We start from the raw sequence: 22,744 nt of genomic DNA on the forward strand, positions 1-22,744 counted from the left end.
TGCAGGAGTTTAAAAACTACTAAAATAAGGTAATAATATAATAGACTAATTGAGACACTCATGACTTCGGTCACGAGTGTTCTTGCTTAAAATAGATAAATATAAAAGAAAAAGTTAATAATATATAAGGAGGAAAAATTTGAACGATCAAATTATAATTAAAGGTGCAAGAGAAAATAATTTAAAGGACATTAACCTTACACTTCCAAGAAATAAATTCATTGTTTTTACGGGTTTGTCTGGATCTGGAAAGTCATCTTTAGCTTTTGATACTATATACGCTGAGGGTCAAAGAAGATATGTTGAGAGCTTGTCATCATATGCCAGACAGTTTTTGGGTCAGATGAACAAGCCAAGTGTTGATTCTATAGAAGGATTGTCTCCAGCAATATCAATTGATCAAAAGACTACATCTAAAAATCCTAGATCTACAGTTGGAACAGTAACGGAAATATATGATTATTTGAGACTTTTGTTTGCTAGAGTTGGGGACGTTCATTGTCCTGTGTGTGATCGATTGATAAGTCAAATGACTGTACAAGAGATTGTAGATAAGGTAATGGAATATAGTGAAAGAAGCAGATTACAGATACTTTCTCCAATGGTTAGAGGAAAAAAAGGAACTCACAAAAAAACATTGGAGTATATTCAAAAGGAAGGCTATGTCAGGGTAAGGGTCGATGGAGAAAACTATGACATAGGAGATGAGATAACTTTAGAAAAAAATAAAAAACACACTATAGAAGTAGTCGTTGATAGAATAGTTGTAAAGGATGGAATAGAAACTAGATTGGCGGATTCTATAGAGTCTGCTGTGAAATTATCTGAAGGTCTAGTTATAGTTCAAGAGCTTGGAAGAGATGGTAAAGAAGATAAGGAAGTATTATTTTCAACAAAGTTTGCCTGCCCAGATCACGGAATAGGGATAGAGGAGCTTTCTCCAAGGATGTTCTCTTTCAATGCACCATTTGGAGCGTGTGAGGTATGTAATGGACTAGGAGAGAGCATGGAAGTGGATGTTGATCTAGTAGTACCGAATAGAGACTTGAGCTTGAAACAGGGAGCTATAGCAGCGTGGTCTTCGAATGGATTAAATGATAATACATACTATTCAAAGATGATTTTGGCACTTTGTGATAAATTTAAAGTGTCTATAGATACACCATTCAAGGATTTGCCAGATGATTTTGTAGAAGAGTTGTTATATGGAAAAGAGAACACAATAGTATCATTTATGTTTGATTCAAAATTTGGTGGATTGAAAGAATATAAAAATTATTATGAAGGTGTAATTGTAAATATTGATAGAAGATATAAAGAGACTCATTCAGAAGCTATGAGAGACAGGCTAGAAGATTTTATGGCAGAAAAGCCTTGTCCAAAATGTAAGGGAAAAAGATTAAAAGCAGAAGTTTTGGCAGTGAAAATAGACAATAAAAATATAATGGAAGTTACTGATTTATCAGTAGAAGAGTTATTTGAATTTGTTGAAGGCATAAAATTAAGTGAGAAGAAAGCATTTATAGCAAGGGATATCTTAAAAGAAATAAGAGAAAGATCAAGTTTTTTGAAAAATGTTGGACTTGGATATCTTACTTTATCAAGAAAAGCAGGGACACTTTCAGGAGGAGAAGCACAAAGAATTAGGCTCGCAACTCAGATTGGATCAGCTCTAACAGGAGTGCTATATGTATTGGATGAGCCAAGCATTGGTCTTCACCAAAGAGACAATGACAAGTTGATAGGGACACTAAGAACGCTTACAGATATAGGAAATACTTTAATAGTGGTGGAACACGATGAGGATACTATGAGAGCAGCAGACTATATAGTTGATATAGGACCAGCGGCGGGTATTCATGGTGGAAAGATTGTAGCACAAGGAAATGTAGATGAAATAATGGCAAATCCAAACTCTATTACAGGTAAATATTTGAGTGGTGAAATAACAATTCCAATGCCAGAAACTCTTCGTGAAGGAAATGGAGAAGTAGTAGAGATTAAGGGCGCAAAAGAAAATAATCTGAAAAATATAGATGTGAAATTTCCTTTAGGTAAGTTTACATGTGTTACAGGTGTATCAGGCTCTGGAAAATCTACTTTGGTAAATGAGATTTTATACAAGGGCTTGGCTCACAAGATTAATAGATCTAGAGTAAGACCAGGAGAGCATAAAGAAATTACAGGTATAGAAAATATTGATAAGATAATAAATATAGATCAGAGTCCTATAGGAAGAACACCAAGATCAAATCCTGCTACTTACACTGGCGTATTTGATATGATTAGAGACTTGTTTGCTTCTACAAATGAAGCTAAGGCAAGAGGATATAAAAAAGGAAGATTTAGCTTTAATGTAAAGGGAGGAAGATGTGAAGCTTGTAAGGGCGATGGAATATTAAAAATAGAAATGTTTTTCCTACCAGATGTATATGTACCATGCGAAGTTTGTAAGGGGGAGAGATATAACAGAGAAACCTTACAAGTAAAATATAAAGATAAGAGTATATCAGATGTTTTGGATATGAATGTTGAAGAAGCTTTGGAATTCTTTGAAAATATACCGAGCATAAAAAGAAAGCTTGAGACATTAATGCAGGTTGGACTTTCCTATATAAAGATGGGACAGCCATCGACTCAATTGTCTGGAGGAGAAGCTCAGAGAATCAAGCTTGCAACAGAGCTAAGTAAAAGACCAACTGGTAAGACTATGTATATACTAGATGAGCCAACTACAGGCCTTCACTCTGAAGATGTAAGAAAATTAATAGAGGTCCTTCAAAGGTTGGCAGACACTGGAAACACAGTAGTGGTAATAGAACATAACCTAGATGTTATCAAAACAGCGGATCATATTATTGATTTAGGTCCTGAAGGTGGTAGTCAGGGTGGAACAATTGTTGCAACAGGAACTCCTCAGGAAATAGCAAAGGTAAAAGAAAGTTATACTGGACAATATCTATCAAAGATGATATTTAAATAATATTATTAAAATTTTAATAGATAATAGATGTTTTTAAATATTATCATATAATCTGATACTATGTAAAAAAGTGAAAAGGACTGGTTTTTTATCAGTCCTTTTTGATGTAAAAAATATAAAATTTAGTGTATAATATAGTATAAAGAAAAAAAATATTTATAGAAAATATTTATGTTTAAATCTTAAAAAAAATAATAGTATAAAAACTATATTAATAAATAGAAAATATTTTATAAAACGACGAATTGATTATAAATAATAATAGAAAAAAGGCTATTAAAATCTTATAAGTGAAAATAAAATATAACAAAAAAAATATATAAAAAAGTAAGATCTTGTAAAATCATATAAATAAAAACAGAACAAGATGAAAAATTGAAAGGTAATTTTTGAAATTAGTTAATCATTTATATTTTAAGGGTATTTATATAATGATTATATTTTTACAAATGATATATTTATAAAATGATTGATTTGTAAAAAAAACACAAAAATCAATGAAATTAAAATAAGCTGAGGAAAATAAAAATAAAAATAATATAAAAAAGGATAAAAATAAAAAATTAAAATAGTAGATAAAAAATAGAAATATAGATAGTAAGATTATTTGAAAAGATGGTGAATAGATTGTTTGATATAAGAGAACATTTGAAGACACTTCCTGCAAGCCCAGGAGTGTATTTGATGAAAAATAAAGCAGGAAAAGTGATTTATGTAGGAAAAGCCATCTCACTAAAAAACCGTGTGAGGCAATATTTTCAATCGTCTAAAAATCATTCTGACAAAGTAAAATCGATGGTGAAACATATTGATAGCTTTGAATATATTATTACTGATTCTGAACTAGAGGCATTAATCCTAGAGTGTAATTTAATAAAAAAATATAAACCCAAATATAATATATTATTGAGAGATGATAAAACATACCCATATATTAAAGTTACGATGAAGGAAGATTTTCCAAGAGTAATGAAGGTAAGAAGAGTGTTAAAAGATGGGGCAAAATATTTTGGACCATATACAAATGTTACAGCTGTAAATGATACTTTGGAGATCATAAAAAATATTTATCCTATAAGGACTTGTAATATAGATATTCAAAAGGCAATAAAAAACAAAGCGAGACCTTGCCTAAATTATCATATTAAAAGATGTGTGGGTCCTTGCACTGGAAGGGTATCAAAAGAAGAATATATGAAAATGATAGATGAAATAGTCCTGTTTCTTTCTGGTAGGGAAGAAAGCCTAATATTATTACTAGAAGAAAAAATGAAGCTAGCATCTATAAATCTTGACTTTGAAGAGGCAGCAGATTACCGAGATAAAATATCAAGTCTTAGGGACGTAATAGAAAGACAAAAGATATCAAATGTACAAAATGATACAGATCAGGATGTTATAGCAATGGCTAATTTTGATGAAGAAGCTTGTGTTCAGGTATTTTTTATTAGAAATGGCAAGATATCTGGTAGAGAAAACTTTATGTTAGAAGGGGTAAAAGACAGTGAAAGATCAGTGATTTTAGGATCCTTTATAAAACAATTTTATATGAATCAAGAGTATATACCCAAGGAATTAATCGTAGAAGAAGATTTTATGGATATGGAAATTGTAGAAGAAATGCTTTCTAACAAGCGTGGAAACAATGTATATGTTAGAGTTCCACAAAAAGGAGAAAAAAGGGCATTAGTAATGATGGTAAGAAAAAATGCTGATGAATATCTAGTTAAGTTTGACGACTTAAATAAGAAAAAGTATGAAAGAAGTGTAGGTGCTCTTGAAGAATTAAGAAAGCTGTTGGAAATAGAAAAACCACTTCATAGAATAGAATCCTATGATATCTCTAATATACAAGGTGTTGACTCTATAGGAACTATGGTAGTATATACGAATGGAGTAAAGGATAAAAAAGAATATAGAAGGTTTAAGATAAAAACAGTAGAAGGTCCAGATGATTATGCATCTATGGCAGAGGTGTTAGATAGAAGATTAAAACATGGTAACCTACCAGATCTGATACTATTAGATGGTGGCAAAGGACAAGTGTCTGCAGTAAAAGAGGTAATGAAATTTAATGATGAAGACATACCGCTTTGGGGTATGTATAAAGACGATAAACATAGGACGAAAGGTCTTACAAACATAGAAAAAAGTATAGATTTAGATACGACTTCAAGTTTGTACAGATTTGTGGCAAATATTCAAGAAGAGGTACATAACTACTCTATATCATATCATAGAAGTCTAAGAGATAAGAAAATGACCAAGTCAGCACTAGATGACGTGGCTGGAGTTGGACCAAAGAGAAAGAAGGCTCTTATGTTAAAGTTTAAAGACGTTGACAATATTAAGAGGGCTACTGTAGAAGAAATAATGACAGTAGAAGGAATAAATGAACAGTTGGCTCAAGATATAGTACTGCATCTTAAAAAAGTTAGGTAAATAAATTGAAAATAATATAATTATATAAAAATCAATGAAAAATACAGGAAATTTCAATAAAAGTAATATATGAAAGGAAAAGCTATGAAAAAAGTGACCGTTAGAGATTTAATAGATAACTTGGGGTTAAAAGAAATAATCTCTCCAAAAGGTAAGGCAGAAAAAACAATTATAACAGAGAAAGAAATAAATAGACCAGGTATACAACTTGCAGGGTATTTTGACTATTTTACTCCAGAAAGGATACAAATAATTGGAAAGACCGAATATACTTTCTTTGGGATATTCAAAGATGAGGATAGAGAAAATACACTTCGCCAATATTTTTCACATGAAATACCTATAGTTATAGTGACAAGAGATATGGCACTAAGGGCTGATTTTTATAAATGGGCTCAAAAAACAGGCACAATTGTTTGTTCTACTAAAAAAGAAACAACTAGATTTATAAATAAACTATCTTCTTATTTAGAAGATAGAATGGCACCGAGACAAACAGTTCATGGAGTGTTGGTTGATATAAATGGAGTTGGGGTGCTGATAAAGGGTGAAAGTAGTATTGGAAAATCAGAAACCGCGCTTGAATTGGTACAAAATGGAAATAGGCTAGTAGCAGATGACGCAGTAGAAATAAAAAGATCAGATGATGGGGTTTTGTCAGGTCAAGCGCCAGAACTACTTAGAAACTATATAGAAATAAGGGGAATAGGAATAATAGATATAAAGAGTCTTTATGGAGCGAGAAGTATAAATCCAATAAAGAGAATAGATCTAGTTGCATATCTTGAAATGTGGAATCCAGAAAAATATTATGATAGACTAGGTTTGGACAAGGATTATGAAGATATATTAGGTACTAGAGTAGAAAAGATAGTAGTTCCTGTTAAACCAGGTAGAAATGTTGCTATGGTTTTGGAGGTAGCAGCAATGAACTACAGGCAAAGACAGTTGGGGAATGATGCAGCTATAGAGTTTTCTAATAAATTGACAGATGTAATAGAAAATAAAGCGAAATAAAGAAAAATAAAACACAAAAAGTATTGTTATTTTTACATATTTTAGATATTATATAAGTTGGTATGTATTGTTTAAAATACGAAAGGAGGATATGATGGATAAGAAGGAAGTGTACGAATCTTTAAGAAGAATACTAAATGAAGATTTAATATTTATAGATGAGCCAATGAAAGACCATATTTCTTTCAGAGTAGGCGGGCCAGCGGATATTTTGGTTAGACCTAGAACGGAAGAAGAAATACAGGCGGTATTTAAGCTTGCTACAGAAAATAAATTACCATTCTTTGTAAAGGGGAACGGTACTAACATATTAATAAAAGACGGTGGATTTAGAGGGCTGGTAATAGAGCTAGCAGATAATTTCAGTGATTATAAAATAGATGGAAAGCTTGTAACAGTCCAAACAGGAGCACTATTATCAATAATAGGAAGAGAGGTAATGAAAGAATCTCTAACTGGATTTGAATTCGCATCAGGAATACCAGGATCTTTAGGTGGAGCCCTAGCAATGAACGCTGGAGCATATGGTGGCGAAATGAAGAACATAGTGAAGTCAGCAAGACTTATGGACTGTGAGGGAAATGTAACAGAATATACTAATGAAGAAATGAACTTTGGATATAGACACAGTAGACTTACTGATGAAAAGAAAATAGCTATATCTGCAGTGATAGAGTTAGAAGAAGGAAATTATGAAGAAATAAAAGAAAAAATGGCCGATTTAGCGTATCAAAGAAGAAGCAAACAGCCATTAGAATATCCAAGTGCAGGTTCTACTTTTAAGAGACCAGAAGGATATTTTGCAGGTAAGTTGATACAGGATTCAGACCTTAAGGGGGCATCAATAGGCGGTGCACAGGTATCTGAAAAACACTCTGGATTTGTTATAAATAGCAATAGAGCTACAGCTAATGACATAATAAGTCTAATAGAGCATGTCAAGACTAGAGTTTACGATATCCATGGTGTACAGCTTGAGGAAGAGGTAAAGATTCTTGGGGAGGATAAAGAGTAATCTGGAGGTGAATACTTATGAAGATTCTTGCAGATTACCATAATCACACTATATTTAGCTGTGGTGGTAATGACAACAGAAGGCACGCAACAGGAAAAGTTGAAGATAATGTATCGGCAGCTTTGGAAAAAGGATTGGACAAAATAGGAATTTCAGAACATGGATTTAATCATGCATTTTATGGTCTTTCTAAGGAAAATGCAAAAAAGGAAAGAGATGAAATAGATAGGTTAAACAAGAAATATCCACAAATTGAAATACTGATGGGGATGGAGTGTAACATATTAGATGATAGTGGAAGAATTGATATGCCAGATGATATGAAAAAACATTTTGACTATGTTTTAGCTGGCTACCACTTTGGATCAAAGCCAACATCTTTAAAGTCACTTTTTCATCACATAGATAATTTCATTACTAAAGGTTTTTTTTCTAAAAGTTACAATACAAGATCTGTGGTAAATGCTATGAAGAATAATGATTTATTATATATTACTCATCCTGGTGATAAAGGAAGGGTAGATATAGAAGAAATAGCTAAGGTAGCTGAACAAACAGGTACCGGTCTTGAAATAAATGGACACCATAATAGATTGAGTGCAGATATGATAAGACAGATAAAGCATAGAGATATCAAGTTTTTTATAGGATCTGATGCACACGATCCTAAAAATATAGCAAACTTCGATAGGGCTATAGCAATAGCAAAAGAAGCACAACTAGATTTAAATAGAATTGTAAATATAAAAATATAATAGATGATTGGGGGAATAAATAATGAAGTTTGTAATAGTAACAGGCCTGTCTGGATCTGGAAAAAGTGAAGCGATGAATGCATTGGAAGACATGGGATTTTACTGTGTGGACAACTTACCTCCAGCATTGATAATAAACTTTGCAGAACTATTCTTTCAGGCAAATTCAAATATTGATAAGGTTGCCTTGGGAATAGATATAAGGGGAAGAGAATTCTTCCAAGCTTTAAACACTGCTTTAGAGCAATTGAGTGCAGCCAATTACAAGTATGATATGATCTATTTGGATTGCGATGATGATGTATTGATCAAAAGATACAAAATGACTCGAAGAAATCATCCTCTTGCAACGAATGCTCAAATACCAGACGGTATAAAAAAAGAAAGAGTAATAATGGAACCTTTGAAGAAATATTCTAATATGATAATAGATACTAGTAATATGAAACCAAAGGATTTAAAGGCTGAAATAGCCAGTATGTACGATTCAGGTGATGGATTGGAAAGTCCTAATATAACTATATCAGTAGTTTCTTTCGGATTTAAATATGGCCTTCCAATTGATGCAGATTTGGTATTTGATGTAAGATTTTTACCAAATCCATACTATGTCCCTGAATTAAGACCAAAAACGGGTGATTATGAAGAAGTTAGAGATTTTGTTATGGATTCAGACATCAGCCATGAATTTTTGGACAAACTATTTGATATGTTGGATTTTTTGATTCCACAGTATATCAATGAAGGAAAGCAGCACTTAGTAATTGGTATAGGTTGTACTGGTGGAAGACATAGATCAGTAACAATTACCAATTTTACATATGATTATTTGTGTGAACATGGATATAGAGCGGTAAAGAAGCACAGAGATTCAAAGTTAGATTAATGGAGGAAGAAGATGCAGATACAAATAAGCGGCGTGGAACTAGTATTGTCACTTCTTGCATTTTTGGGAGTCGTAGCTTTTATAGTAGCTCTCTATGTTTCATATAAGTTCTTAAAACTATATAGAAAAACACTACGTCAAAGTCAAATGACTTTCCAAAAGATGGAAGAAAAAATATTTGAACCACATGTAGTGGTAATCGGTGGAGGAACTGGCCAATCAGTATTTCTGAGAGGTTTAAAACATGTTACAAAGAATATTACGGCAATAGTAACTGTTGCAGATGATGGTGGAGGATCTGGAGCACTAAGAGAGGATCTAGGAATGCTACCACCAGGAGATATCAGAAACTGTCTCTTGGCACTTGCAAATATTGAGCCAACTATGAATGAAGTGATGCAGTATAGATTTCCAGAAGGAGCCTTAAAAGGTCAAAGCTTCGGAAACTTATTTATAGCTGCTATGACTGGACTTTATGATAATTTTGAAACAGCAGTGTACAAAATGAGTCAAATCTTTGCTATAACAGGTAGGGTATTGCCAGTAACAATGGACGATATTAACTTGGTAGCCGAACTAGAAAATGGTAAGGTTATAAAAGGTGAATCCAATATACCTACTGAAGCAAAAAAAATGGACACTAAGATTAAAAAAATGAGTCTAGATAAAACAGACGTAAAACCATTAGATGAAGTAATCTCATCAATAAAAAATGCAGATACAATAGTAATTGGACCAGGAAGTTTATATACAAGTATTCTTCCCAATATACTGATGGATGACGTTGTGGATGCACTATCAACTACAAAGGCTCCAAAGATATATGTGTGTAATATTATGACTCAGCCTGGAGAAACAGATGGCAAAGATGTTTTGGACCACGTAAAGGTACTAATAGAGCATGCAGGAATCAACTTTATAGATTATGTTGTCGCAAACAATGAAAGACTCCCAGCAGGCGTATTTGAAAGATATGCAAATGATGGTGCAGAGTTGGTATTGTTAGATGATGATCAAAAAGATGAATTAAACAGAATGGGAATTACATACGTAGAACAAAAATTGATAGAAATAAAAAATGGATATATAAGACATGACGCAGAGTTGGTATCCAATTCTGTAATGAAAATAGCAATAAAGCACAGTTATACAAACAACATTTGATTTTGTGAGGAGTGATATTATGAGAGAAGAGGTAAGTGCAGGTGGTGTAGTTGTCCTTGGTAATACTATATTGCTACTGAGAAAATATAACGGAGACTGGGTTTTACCTAAGGGTAAGGTTGAAAAAGGTGAAAATCATGAACAAACAGCCCTAAGAGAGGTAAAAGAGGAAACCGGAGTAAAAGCCAGTATAGTAAAGTACTTAGGAGAGATACATTACACTTACAAGGAAAACTGGGATCACCAAAAGGGAGTCCATAAAATAGTCTTTTGGTATCTAATGCATACAAAAAATATGGAAACAGTACCGCAGAGAGAAGAAGGATTTGTAGAAGCTAAGTTTGTACATATAGACAGAGTTTTAGATATTGCTAGATATGATGATGAGAAAGAAATAATAAAGGTAGCTCTTAAAGAAATAGAAAAAGAAAATAAGAAGGATGCTAAGTAATGTCTTTTTCAACAGATACTAAAAATGAATTATCTAGAATAGAAAACAAAGAAAAACGTCTAGATTTGGCTGAACTCTCCGCAATTGTAAGACTTTCAGGTACAATACAATTATCTGGTAATATGCAGATAAGCCTTAAAATTACTACTGAGCTAAATGCAATAGCTAGAAAAGTATTTAAGATGTTAAAAAATAACTTCGATATCAATACTAGTATCACTGTAAATAAAAATCAAATGTTGAAAAGAAATAATAGTTATGTACTCACTGTAACTCCAGAAATGGGGGCAAGTGATTTACTGATCGGATTAGGAATATTGAAAAGTGGAAATAGCTTTTTCCCTAGAAATGATGTTCCTTCAGAAATTGTGAGAGAGGCCGATGAAGCAAATGCATATATAAGAGGAGCCTTTTTAGGTAGTGGATCAATCAATGATCCTGAAAAAAATTATCATATGGAATTTGTGACAAATAATGAAGATTATTCATATGAACTCAGTGATTTAATAAATTCTATGGGATTTCATACCAAAATAGTGGAAAGAAAGAATAATCATGTGGTTTATCTCAAAGAAAGTGAGCAGATTTCAGATCTTCTGACAATAATGGGAGCTAACAGTGCGATGTTTGTACTTCAAAATGCTAAAATTGTCAAAGATATGAGAAATAAAGTAAATAGAATAGTAAATTGTGAAACAGCTAATCTATCAAAAACGGTAGATGCTGCTGTAAGACAGGTTGAAAGCATACTTATAATACAGAAAACAATTGGTATAAGTAAGTTGCCAATGAATTTACAAGAGCTTGCAATGTTGAGGATGGAATATGAAGATATGAGTCTCAAAGAATTAGGAGAAAAGCTACATCCTCCACTTGGAAAATCTGGAGTAAATCATAGATTTAAAAAAATAGAAGAAATAGCAGATCGCTATAGAGATCAAGTCGCACCAGAAGAACTATTTAGATAGGTCCGTGCGACTTATTTTTGCTTGAAATATTAAAAAATTAGTGGTAAAAATAATAATATGAATTTAAAATATATATGAATGTATACTAAATTAAAAATGAAGAAAGGAGGATATAATGAGTAAATTATTAAATGACAAAAAAGTAGAAAATAAAGTTGCGAAAAATAAAGATTTTGCACATCTACATGTTCATACAGAGTATAGCTTACTAGATGGATTTTCTAGATTAAAATGGCTTATTCCAAAAGTTAAAGAACTTGGTATGACTTCGTGTGCAATTACTGATCATGGATCTATGTTTGGAGTAGTTGATTTTTATAAAAGTTGTAAAAAAGAAGGAATAAAGCCAATAATAGGGTGTGAAGTATATATTGCAGCTAGATCTATGAAGGACAAAGACCCTAATCTAGACAAGTATTCATCACACTTAATACTGCTAGCAGAAAATAATGAAGGATACAAAAATTTAATAAAAATAGTGTCTGACTCTTATGTAGATGGCTTCTATTACAAACCTAGAACGGATAAAGAACAACTTAGAAAGTATTCTAAAGGAATAATATGTCTATCAGCCTGCCTAAATGGTGAAATTCCAAAGGCGCTTTTGCAAAGAAATTATGATCTAGCTAGAGATTTGGCTATTGAATATAGAGATATTTTTGGAAAAGATAATTTCTTTTTGGAGATACAAGACCATAAGCTAGCAGAAGACAAGGAAGTAAATGCTGGGATATTAAAAATTTCAAAGGAATTGGATATTCCAATGGTAGCGACAAATGATTCGCACTATGTAAACAGGGAAGATGCCAAAAATCATGATGCTTTATTGTGTATACAGATGCAAAAGACTATAGATGATCCGAGTAGAATGAAATTCCCAAATGATGAATTTTATGTAAAGTCTAGAGAAGAGATGGAGTCCTTATTTCCATTTGCTCCAGAGGCAATTGATAATACATTAAAAATAGCAGACAGATGTAATGTAGAGTTTGATTTTGATACTTACCACATACCATCTTTTGATGTACCTGATGGACTTACTCCTTTGGAATATTTAAAGAAATTGTGCTATGAAGGTCTTTACGAAAGATATACAAGTCCTACAAAAGAAGAGATTGATAGATTAGAATATGAAATTGATGTAATCTCTAGTATGGGATATATAGAATATTTCCTTATAGTGTGGGATTTTATAGATTTTGCCAAGAAAAATAATATAATGGTTGGTCCAGGAAGAGGTTCAGCAGCGGGTTCTATAGTTGCTTATACGCTCAATATAACAGATATTGACCCTATAAAGTATAATTTATTGTTTGAGCGTTTTCTAAATCCAGAAAGAGTGACCATGCCTGATATAGACATAGACTTTTGCTATGAAAGAAGAGAAGAAGTGATTGACTATGTAAAAGAAAAATATGGAAAAGATCATGTAGCTCAGATTATAACATTTGGTACTATGGGAGCCAAGCTAGCCATTAGAGATGTAGGAAGAGTAATGGATGTAGCATATAATAAAGTAGATTCTATAGCAAAAGAGATTCCATTTGCACTTGGAATGACTATAGACAAGGCCTTTGATGTCAATCCAAACCTTGTGAGTATGTATGAAAGTGATACAGAAGTCAAGGAAATAATTGATACTTCTAAAAAGATGGAGGGAATGTTAAGGCACGCATCTACACATGCAGCAGGTGTCGTAATATCCAAAAATCCAGTATATGAATATGTGCCACTATATAAGAATCAAGATTCAATAACGACTCAATTTACAATGACTACACTTGAGGAGTTAGGTCTATTAAAGATGGACTTTCTTGGTCTTAGAACACTTACTGTTATAAGAGATGCACTTGATTTAATAGAGCTTAATAGAGAAAAAAAAGGATATACTGAACATATAGATTTCTCAAAAATGGAATATGATGATCAAAAAGTTTTTGAACAGTTGGCACTAGGAAATACACTAGGAGTATTTCAGTTAGAAAGCAGCGGGATGAGAAACTTTATGAAGCAACTAAAACCGAATAGTTTTGAAGATGTTGTCGCTGGAATATCTTTGTTTAGACCAGGTCCAATGGATTCTATACCAACATATATAGAATGTAAACATAACCCTGAAAAGGTAACATATCTTCATGAAAAATTAAAGCCAATATTAGAAGTTACTTATGGTTGTCTAGTCTATCAGGAACAGGTAATGCAGGTAGTTAGAGAGTTAGGTGGCTATAGTTTTGGACGAAGTGACCTAGTAAGACGTGCCATGAGTAAAAAGAAAATGGACGTGATGGAAGAAGAGCGTCAATATTTTATATATGGTAAGCTAGATGATGAAGGGAAGATAGAAATCTCGGGCTGTGTAAGAAATGGAGTGCCAGAGGATATTGCAAATCAGATATTTGATGACATGATAGATTTTGCGAAATACGCCTTTAATAAATCACATGCCGCTGCATACGGCGTGTTGGCATATGAAACTGCATATCTAAAGACTTACTATCCAGTTGAATTTATGGCAGCACTTATGACTTCAGTTATGGGAAATACTGACAAAGTAGTAGAATATATTAGAGAATGTGATGCAATAGGTATAGATGTGTTACCACCAGATATAAATAAATCTTATTCAAAGTTTTCTGTTGATGACAAATGCATTAGATTTGGTTTGGCAGCAGTTAAAAATGTTGGATCAAATGTCATTGATAGTATTGTCAAGGAAAGAGAAGACGGCGGGGATTTTACTGATTTTACAAATATGCTCAAAAGGTTGGACTCAAAGCTAACGAATAAGAGAGTAATTGAGAGCTTAATAAAATGTGGAACATTTGATTCTATGGGAGAAAATAGAGCTACTCTTATGTTTGGTTTTGAAGATTTGTTGGAAAGTATTAATAGCGATAGAAAAAAGAATGTTGAGGGTCAGATTTCCCTATTTGAAATAGTTGCTGATGATAGCGAAGAAGATATTATAGAGGAACAAGTTCCTCTTAAATTTATTCCTGAATATAAAGAAAAAATAAGGTTAGATATGGAAAAAGAAGTATTAGGAGTATATGTTACGGGGCATCCGCTAGCAGAATATGGAGAGTTACTTTCAAAAAAAACTTCAATAGATAATGGTGAAATCAATAAATTGAGAGAAGATCCAGAGAAGCTCCAAGAACTAAATGACCAAGATAATATTATAGGTGGTATGATAATAGCCAAAAGAATGATGACTACTAAAAGAAATGAGTTAATGGCATTTATAACAGTGGAAGATTTATTTGGGAGTATTGATATGGTTATATTTCCAAATGTATTAAAAAAATATCAAAACTTATTAAATGAAGACTCAATAATTTTGGTTAAAGGCAAGACGAGTGTTAGGGGCGATGATGATGTATCTTTTATAGCAAATAACATAAAGGATATAGATGATGATAGTCCATTTGAAGAAAAAAAGGATAATGGATTTAGATATTACAATACCAAAAAAAGAAATAACGGAACAGGTAAAAAACTTTTTATAAGAATAGATTCTATGCAGGATGAAGAGTTAGTAAACGAAATTTATTCAGTAGTTAGAAAAAACCAAGGTACAGATACAGTTGTATTATTTCCCACTGATGAAAACAAAAATGGAAGTAAGAAAACTTACCAATTATCTGGATTAGGAGTATATGCTGATGAAAAAGTAAAAGATGAACTAATTAACTTTTTACCAGAATCAGATATAATAATCAAATAAAAATATTTAAATAGACAGTAAATTTATATTTGCTGTCTATTTTTTAATGCAAATAATGTAAGCATTGATAACTATAAACTAACCTTTACTTTATTTTATGAAATAGATATAATAAATTAAAATTATGTTATGAAAACAATATCCTTATTTAAAAAGGCAAAAAGTGTTCAAAATAATGTAAAAATATGGTAAAGCTATTCTTTAAATCCCTATCTTATGTTATAATAACAAAAGATGCAATCGCAATATTTTTTTAACCATTATGGGCTGCTGAGTGTACGGCAGGGTCTTAAACAGTCCCTTTAAAAACTTAGATTGCTTATTAAATTGTTATGTGATTTGAGTAAATTAGTTATAGATTAAGTTATTTGCTAATGCAATGGGAGGAAGATATATGAAAGCAATTGGTATTTTAACTAGTGGAGGAGACGCTCCAGGAATGAATGCAGCTATAAGAGCTGTCGTTAGAACTGCTATATATTATGGATATAAGGTATACGGTATTGAAAAGGGATATAAAGGTCTTCTTGATGAAGAATTCATCGAAATGGACCTGTCTTCAGTAGGAGATATTATCCAAAGAGGTGGTACTATACTGAAATCATCTAGATGTGATGAGTTTAAGACTCCAGAAGGAAGAGAAAAAGCAGTAGAGATTTTGGAAAACTATGGAATAGGAAGTTTAATTGTAATAGGTGGAGATGGTTCATTTACAGGTGCCAAGATGCTTAGTAAGCTAGGCGTTGCCACTATTGGTATACCTGGTACTATTGACAATGATCTTGCTTATACAGATTATACAATAGGATTTGATACAGCTATGAACACTGTATTAGATGCTATAGGAAAAATTAGAGATACATCATCTTCTCATGATAGAGTAAACATTGTAGAAGTAATGGGCAGAAACTGTGGAGATTTAGCGCTTTTCTCAGGCCTTGCAGGTGGTGCGGAAACGATTATAGTTCCAGAAATGGAAATAAGAACCGATGAAATAGTAAATAAATTAAAGACAACACAAAAAAGAGGCAAAAAACACAGTATTATTGTATTAGCTGAAGGTGCTGACGTTGATGGTGGTGCTTTGGCTCTTAAAGAAATATTAACTGAAGAAGATGACGCTGATGTAAGAGTAACTGTACTTGGCCATGTTCAAAGAGGTGGCTCTCCATCTGCATTTGATAGAATACTTGCAAGCAAATTAGGAAATAAGGCTGTAGAACTTTTAATAGAAGGTGAATCAGGCAAAGTTGTGGGTATGAAAGATAGTAAGATCATAGATATGGATATTGAAGAAGCACTATCTATGAAAAAAGAATTTAATGTAGATATATATGAAATGGCAAAGGTACTATCTATATAGTTACTAAATGGTATAAATTAATATGAAATATGATTATGGAAATATAAAATTGAGTGCAAGTATCTTGGTTTAGACACTCAACTTAGTTTAAATTAGAGGTGATTATGATGGTAAAGTTTAAGAAGACTAAAATAGTATGTACAATGGGTCCTGCTACTGATTCAGATGAAATATTGAGACAATTGGTATTAAATGGATTAAATGTTTGTAGATTCAATTTTTCTCATGGTTCTCATGAAGAACATAAGGAAAGAATGGACCGTACAAAGAGAATAAGAGAAGAATTAAATGAACCAATCGCAATATTATTAGATACAAAGGGGCCAGAAATAAGAACTGGTGACTTTGAAGAAGCAATAATACTAGAAGAAGGTGCAAAATTCGTTGTTACAATGGATGACTGTATAGGCAACAAAGATAGATGTACAGTATCATATAAGGGTATGATTGATGACGTGAAAGTAGGAGACACTATACTAATAGATGATGGCTTAGTGGCTTTAAAGATTGTGGAAATAAAGGGAAATGATATAATAACAACAGTAGAAAATTCAGGAAAGGTATCTTCTAAAAAGGGAGTAAACTTACCTGGTGTAGTGATAAATCTACCTGCAGTAACAGATAAGGACGTATCTGATATCAAATTTGGTATAGAACAAGGTATAGACTTTATTGCAGCTTCTTTTGTTAGAAAAGCAGCTGATGTTATAGAAATAAGAAAAATATTAGAAGAAAATAATGCTTCAGATATTCAAATTATATCTAAAATAGAAAGTCAAGAAGGCGTTGAAAATATCAATTCTATACTACAGGTATCTGATGGTATCATGGTAGCAAGAGGTGATATGGGTGTTGAAATACCAAGTGAAGAAGTTCCAATAGTTCAAAAGATGATCATAAAGAGATGTAATGTATTATCTAAGCCAGTAATAACAGCCACTCAGATGATGGACTCTATGATTAGAAATCCTAGACCAACAAGAGCAGAAGTAACAGATGTAGCAAATGCTATATATGATGGAACAGATGCAATCATGTTGTCAGGAGAAACAGCAGCAGGTAAGTATCCAATTGAAGCTGTAAAAACAATGAATAGAATTGCTATAAGAACTGAAGAAACACTTGACTATAGCACAGTATCAAAGCATGCATATATGAGAGGTATAACTGTAACAGATGCTATAAGCCATGCTACTTGTACAACAGCTATGGATTTAGGTGCTCAGGCAATTATAACTTGTACATCTTCAGGATATACAACAAAGATGGTATCAAAGTTTAGACCAAAGGCTCCAATTATAGCAGCTACTCAGAGTGACAAGGTAATGAGAAGACTATCACTTAACTGGGGTACTTATCCAGTAAAAAGTGATCTTGGAGAAAATACAGATGAGGTTGTAAAGGCTTCTATTTTAGCTACAAGAGAGGCAGGATTTGCAAGCTCTGGAGATACAGTAGTTGTTACAGCAGGTGTTCCAGTAGGTAAGACTGGAAAGACTAATCTAATCAAGGTAAGTGTAATAGCAGACTTCTTAGGTAGAGGTATAGGTATCGGCGATGATGTAGTTGAAGGTGTTGCAAGAGTAGTTATTCCAGGAGAAGATTGCCCTGAATTTAATGAAGGTGATATACTAGTAACTGTAGGTACAGATAGAGATATGGTTAAGTATATTGAAAAGGCAAGTGCAATAGTAACTGAAACTGGTGGAATGACATCACATGCTGCAATAGCAGGTATAACTTTAAATACTCCAGTAGTAGTATCTGTAGATGATATTACAACTAAGCTTAAGAGCGGAGAAAAAATCAGAGTAGAGCCATCAAGTGGTGCTATAACAAGATAGTAATATATAAAATATAATTTATGATAATATAAAAGCTGTTGTGATATGGATTGTGTCTATATTTACAATGGCTTTTTATTTTTGTAAATATATATTATAATAAATGGACATAGCTAAATTTAAAATATAGTAGTATATATACAGATTATAGAGTAAAATATATAAGGCGATATTAATAATTAATGGAAACAGTTAAATATAGATAAGGAATGGTGTAAAAATGCTTGAAAAAGGTAAAAAGTATGAGTGTGAAATAGTAGATATAGGTCAAGGTGGAGTAGGAATAGGAAAACACAATGGCTTTACAGTATTTGTAGATTCGGCTCTTCCAGGAGAAATAGTAGATGTCAAAATTACGAAATCTAAGAAGAAATATGCTGAAGGTGTGATTTCTAAGATAAAAAAGGAGTCAGATTTTAGAGTTGATAGAGTCTGTTCTATGAAGTATAGAAATTGTGGTGGTTGCCAGATACAAGAACTTGATTATAAAAAACAACTAGAAATAAAAACTGATGAAGTAAGACAAGATATTAAAAGAATTGGTAATTTAGAAGATGTATTAATACACGATGCAATAGGTATGGAAGAACCTTTTAGATATAGAAATAAAGCACAATTTCCAATTCAAAAAATAGATGGTAAAGTAAAAATAGGTTTTTATAAAAAGAAAAGCCATGATGTAATAGATATGGATAAATGTGTGATTCAGCATGAAAAGAGTGACAAAGTAATAGAAATAGTAAGAGAATTTATAGAAGAAAACAATATAAGTATATATGACGAAAAGAGTAACAGGGGTCTACTAAGACATATAGTAACAAAGGTAGGCTATACTACTGGAGAAGTAATGGTGGTATTAGTTGCAACTAAGAAAGAAATAGCAAATATAGATAAATTAGTAGAATCCTTAAAAGTTAATATAGATGGATTCAAAACATTAGTTATAAATATAAATGACAAGAAAACAAATGTTATTTTGGGAAGAAAAAATATAAATATTTATGGAGAGGGTAAGATTATTGATAATATAGGAAGCCTCAAATTTGAGATAAGTCCATTGTCATTTTTCCAAGTAAATCCTGTTCAGACAGAAGTTTTATATAATAAGGCTCTTGAGTATGCAAATCTATCTAAAGAAGATACTGTATTTGATATTTACTGCGGTATAGGAACAATTTCTTTATTTCTAGCAGAAAAAGCTAAGAAAGTATTTGGAGTAGAAATAGTTGAAGATGCAATAAACGATGCTAATAAAAATGCAAAATTAAATGATATAGATAATGTGGAGTTTTTTGTAGGAAAGGCAGAGGAAGTAGTACCTAAATTATATAAAGATGGCAAAACTGCTAATGTTGTAGTTGTGGATCCTCCAAGAAAGGGATGCGATGAAAAGGTATTGGATACAATTGTAGAAATGAATCCCGATAGAGTAGTGTACGTAAGCTGTAACCCCTCTACTTTGGCCAGAGATCTTAAATATCTTGATGCAAAGGGATTTGTTTGCAAGGAAATTCAAGCAGTTGACATGTTCCCTCATAGCGTTCACATTGAGAGTGTAGCACTTATAGAGAAGAACTAGAGTTTTCTATAAGTTTAGATTGTTACAAAGATAAAAAAGAAGTAGCTTTTAGCTACTTCTTTTTTATTAATTTATATAATACTTGCAGTTATACTCATCATTTAGTGGTAGTTCTCTCTACTGTGTTTAATGTTTTATAGTTAAGAGAGGGGGTGAAATATTTATCCTCAAATTTCTACTCTCTCATGTTGCTGTGCTCTCTCATGTTGCTGTGCTCTCTCATGTTGCTGTGCTCTCTTATATTGCTGTGCTCTCTCATGTTGTTGTGTTCTCTCATGCTCTTGTGCGCTCTCATATGTTTTTTTTGAGAGCTTAGACTTTGATAAACATAGTTTGTACAATTGATACTTTGCACATCATGTCTGAAGTGATTTTTATGATAATAGAAGTCATCATTTATTGAATAGATATTATTGTAATTAAATTTGTTATCTAAACTTAAAGTGCATTCTCCAGAAAATTCATTAGATAAAATTTCATCAGTATTATACTGTGATTTTATTTCGCCTGCAAACACAGGGTTAATTAGAGATATTCCGGATAAAACTACTGATAAAAATATAGCCAAAGCTTTAAAAGATTTTTTCATAGTAAGTACCTCCTTATAAAATAATGAAAAACAAAAGATTTTTACAAAGTTATTTGCTTCCATTTTACATTGTTATTCATGCTAGGTCAAATTATTTTTGAAAATTCTGTGAACAATTAATTATTCAAAAATAATTAATTAGATTTTTATATATTATACAAATTATGCATTAATATTAAATAGATAATATAAGAAAAAATTAAAAAAATTTTACAAGATTAAATTTGGATGATATCAAGCTTTTATTAGGTTAATATATATTAAAGCACATCCATATTATATATTACATTTAAATCAATTATAAAGATTTATACTATTGAGATTTTAAGCGACTAAGAGTTATAATACAGAAGGTAAGTTATATGAAGAGAAAAATATATAAAAAAAGTATAAAAAAGTAATACTTTAGAAGTGAAAAATAATTTTTACATTATATTTAATCAAAATATCAGTGTTTCATAGAAATAATGCATGGTGGGATGAATCTAAAGATTGACTTTTATTTACTTCTAATATAGAATATAGATGTCAAAATTAAATAGCTATAATATAAATTGAAATTGTATTAAATATATTTAAATTTAATACAAGATTTTAATATTAATTAATTTGTAAGATTGTCTTTATGGGGGAACATTTATGAGTATAGAACTTATTAAAAAAGCTGAAAAAAATCATGTTTTAAATAGAGAAGAAATAATATCCTTATTGAAGGATGATAGCATCGATGCTGCTCTTTTTAGAGCGGCAAATAAGGTTAGAGGAAAATATATGGGTGAAGAAGTCCATCTAAGAGGTATTATAGAGTTTTCTAATATATGTAAGAGAGATTGCCTTTACTGTGGTCTAAGAAAGTCAAATGAAAATCTTGAAAGATACAGAATTATGCCAGAAGAAATACTTGATTTGGCAAAAAAGGCAGCAGAATATGGATATAAAAGTATAGTCTTACAATCTGGTGAGGATTCATACTATACAGTTGACATTCTTCAAAATATAATAAGAGAGATTAAAAAACTGAACGTGGCAGTTACATTGAGTCTAGGTGAAAAAACTTTTGAAGAGTACAAAGCTTACAAAGAGGCTGGAGCAGATAGGTACCTTATTAGAATAGAAACTACAGATAAGAGTCTATATGAAAGTCTTGATCCAGGAATGAGTCAAGATGAAAGAATGAGATGCCTAAAAGATTTGTCATCTTTGGGATATGAGGTTGGAACAGGAAACTTAGTGGGATTGCCTGGGCAAAGTCTAGAATCTATTGCAGATGATATATTGTTTTTCAAAGAGATAGACGCAGATATGATAGGTCTAGGTCCATTTATACCAAATGAAGATACTCCGCTAAAAGATGTGAAAGTAGAAAACTTCCAAATGAGCTTAAAAGTAATGGCTTTGGTGAGATTGCTGCTTCCAGATGCGAATATACCTGCAACAACTGCAATGGAAAGTCTCAATAAAAATGGAAGAATGATAGCTCTATCTAGTGGTGCTAATGTCGTAATGCCAAATATTACAGAGGGAGAATACAGAAGAATGTATGCTATATATCCAGGTAAAATTTGTATTAACGATACTCCAAATCAGTGCTGGAATTGTATCAATGGTAAAATAGCATCAATAGGAAGAACAGTTTCAAAAGAGCTGGGCTCTAGAGAAAAAATATTTGCCTTATAGGTTCATATAAAATTAATAAAAAAGTTTCTCTATCTACATTAATTAGCTAGAGAATTTTTTTGTTTAAATTAGGGTATTATAGTATAAAAGATGAATTTAAATCAGTGCTAGTTTAAAATAAACAATCAAAAAAATAAAAAAATTTAAAAATGGAATTTAAATAGAAGCTTATAGCTAAAATTTTTATAAGTAATGATTTTACCATTGAAAACATTTAAAATCGAGTTAAGAGTTAAGAGTTAAGAGTTAAGAGTTAAGAGTTAAGAGTTAAGAGTTAAGAGTTA

Annotated in this window: 15 protein-coding genes; 14 read left to right on the forward strand and 1 reads right to left on the reverse strand. The window is 31.7% G+C overall.

Annotated features, from left to right (window positions below; all coding sequences use genetic code 11):
• Positions 1–139: 139 nt before the first annotated feature.
• From uvrA to rlmD, 13 genes are all read left to right on the forward strand, one after another.
• Positions 140–2,983, forward strand: a complete 2,844-nt coding sequence (gene uvrA, locus RR561_RS02000; RefSeq protein WP_332505747.1) for an excinuclease ABC subunit UvrA — start codon at positions 140–142, stop codon at positions 2,981–2,983.
• A gap of 627 nt (positions 2,984–3,610) precedes the next feature.
• On the forward strand, positions 3,611–5,425 hold the full coding sequence (gene uvrC / locus RR561_RS02005; RefSeq protein ID WP_332505748.1) for an excinuclease ABC subunit UvrC: 1,815 nt from the start codon (positions 3,611–3,613) through the stop codon (positions 5,423–5,425).
• Between the two features lie 84 nt (positions 5,426–5,509).
• The gene (gene hprK, locus RR561_RS02010; RefSeq protein ID WP_332505749.1) at positions 5,510–6,442 is read left to right on the forward strand and encodes an HPr(Ser) kinase/phosphatase; all 933 of its coding nucleotides are present in this window, start codon (positions 5,510–5,512) and stop codon (positions 6,440–6,442) included.
• A 94-nt stretch (positions 6,443–6,536) separates the two neighbouring features.
• Positions 6,537–7,457 (forward strand): UDP-N-acetylmuramate dehydrogenase, encoded by a 921-nt coding sequence (murB, locus tag RR561_RS02015; RefSeq protein WP_332505750.1) that lies wholly within the window; start codon positions 6,537–6,539, stop codon positions 7,455–7,457.
• Between the two features lie 17 nt (positions 7,458–7,474).
• Entirely contained in the window at positions 7,475–8,212 is a 738-nt protein-coding gene (locus RR561_RS02020) for a PHP domain-containing protein (protein ID WP_332505751.1), read from the forward strand.
• Between the two features lie 22 nt (positions 8,213–8,234).
• Positions 8,235–9,098, forward strand: a complete 864-nt coding sequence (gene rapZ / locus RR561_RS02025; protein WP_332505752.1) for an RNase adapter RapZ — start codon at positions 8,235–8,237, stop codon at positions 9,096–9,098.
• A gap of 12 nt (positions 9,099–9,110) precedes the next feature.
• Positions 9,111–10,262, forward strand: coding sequence for a gluconeogenesis factor YvcK family protein (locus RR561_RS02030; protein WP_332505753.1), 1,152 nt, complete (start codon positions 9,111–9,113; stop codon positions 10,260–10,262).
• A 19-nt stretch (positions 10,263–10,281) separates the two neighbouring features.
• A complete protein-coding gene (locus tag RR561_RS02035; protein ID WP_332505754.1) occupies positions 10,282–10,713 on the forward strand; it encodes an NUDIX hydrolase in 432 nt (143 codons plus the stop codon).
• Complete coding sequence (gene whiA / locus RR561_RS02040; RefSeq protein ID WP_332505755.1) at positions 10,713–11,681, forward strand: DNA-binding protein WhiA; 969 nt, start codon at positions 10,713–10,715, stop codon at positions 11,679–11,681. Before RR561_RS02035 ends, whiA begins: the two co-directional genes overlap by 1 nt.
• A 115-nt stretch (positions 11,682–11,796) precedes the next feature.
• Positions 11,797–15,408 carry a DNA polymerase III subunit alpha gene (locus RR561_RS02045; protein ID WP_332505756.1) on the forward strand — a complete coding sequence of 1,204 codons (3,612 nt, stop codon included), beginning with the start codon at positions 11,797–11,799 and terminating at the stop codon, positions 15,406–15,408.
• A gap of 394 nt (positions 15,409–15,802) precedes the next feature.
• Positions 15,803–16,771 (forward strand): 6-phosphofructokinase, encoded by a 969-nt coding sequence (pfkA, locus tag RR561_RS02050; RefSeq protein WP_332505757.1) that lies wholly within the window; start codon positions 15,803–15,805, stop codon positions 16,769–16,771.
• A 104-nt stretch (positions 16,772–16,875) separates the two neighbouring features.
• Positions 16,876–18,615, forward strand: coding sequence for a pyruvate kinase (gene pyk, locus RR561_RS02055; RefSeq protein WP_332505758.1), 1,740 nt, complete (start codon positions 16,876–16,878; stop codon positions 18,613–18,615).
• Positions 18,616–18,835: 220 nt separating this feature from the next.
• Positions 18,836–20,194, forward strand: a complete 1,359-nt coding sequence (gene rlmD, locus RR561_RS02060; protein WP_332505759.1) for a 23S rRNA (uracil(1939)-C(5))-methyltransferase RlmD — start codon at positions 18,836–18,838, stop codon at positions 20,192–20,194.
• Positions 20,195–20,369: 175 nt separating this feature from the next.
• On the opposite strand, the gene RR561_RS02065 is transcribed toward rlmD, so the two are convergent.
• Positions 20,370–20,783 (reverse strand): hypothetical protein, encoded by a 414-nt coding sequence (locus tag RR561_RS02065; protein ID WP_332505760.1) that lies wholly within the window; start codon positions 20,781–20,783, stop codon positions 20,370–20,372.
• 639 nt (positions 20,784–21,422) lie between these two features.
• Here RR561_RS02065 and hydE point away from each other — a divergent pair.
• Entirely contained in the window at positions 21,423–22,460 is a 1,038-nt protein-coding gene (gene hydE / locus RR561_RS02070; RefSeq protein ID WP_332505761.1) for a [FeFe] hydrogenase H-cluster radical SAM maturase HydE, read from the forward strand.
• Positions 22,461–22,744 lie beyond the last annotated feature (284 nt).

This window comes from Peptostreptococcus sp., from assembly GCF_036639115.1.
Taxonomy (GTDB): Bacteria; Bacillota; Clostridia; order Peptostreptococcales; family Peptostreptococcaceae; genus Peptostreptococcus.

Bases quoted from the DNA above. Each gene is read 5' to 3' on its own strand.
- hprK (WP_332505749.1), top strand. From the start codon at position 5,510: ATGAAAAAAGTGACCGTTAGAGATTTAATAGATAACTTGGGGTTAAAA.
- murB (WP_332505750.1), top strand. From the start codon at position 6,537: ATGGATAAGAAGGAAGTGTACGAATCTTTAAGAAGAATACTAAATGAA.
- RR561_RS02020 (WP_332505751.1), top strand. From the start codon at position 7,475: ATGAAGATTCTTGCAGATTACCATAATCACACTATATTTAGCTGTGGT.
- rapZ (WP_332505752.1), top strand. From the start codon at position 8,235: ATGAAGTTTGTAATAGTAACAGGCCTGTCTGGATCTGGAAAAAGTGAA.
- RR561_RS02030 (WP_332505753.1), top strand. From the start codon at position 9,111: ATGCAGATACAAATAAGCGGCGTGGAACTAGTATTGTCACTTCTTGCA.
- RR561_RS02035 (WP_332505754.1), top strand. From the start codon at position 10,282: ATGAGAGAAGAGGTAAGTGCAGGTGGTGTAGTTGTCCTTGGTAATACT.
- whiA (WP_332505755.1), top strand. From the start codon at position 10,713: ATGTCTTTTTCAACAGATACTAAAAATGAATTATCTAGAATAGAAAAC.
- RR561_RS02045 (WP_332505756.1), top strand. From the start codon at position 11,797: ATGAGTAAATTATTAAATGACAAAAAAGTAGAAAATAAAGTTGCGAAA.
- pfkA (WP_332505757.1), top strand. From the start codon at position 15,803: ATGAAAGCAATTGGTATTTTAACTAGTGGAGGAGACGCTCCAGGAATG.
- pyk (WP_332505758.1), top strand. From the start codon at position 16,876: ATGATGGTAAAGTTTAAGAAGACTAAAATAGTATGTACAATGGGTCCT.
- rlmD (WP_332505759.1), top strand. From the start codon at position 18,836: ATGCTTGAAAAAGGTAAAAAGTATGAGTGTGAAATAGTAGATATAGGT.
- RR561_RS02065 (WP_332505760.1), bottom strand. From the start codon at position 20,783: ATGAAAAAATCTTTTAAAGCTTTGGCTATATTTTTATCAGTAGTTTTA.
- hydE (WP_332505761.1), top strand. From the start codon at position 21,423: ATGAGTATAGAACTTATTAAAAAAGCTGAAAAAAATCATGTTTTAAAT.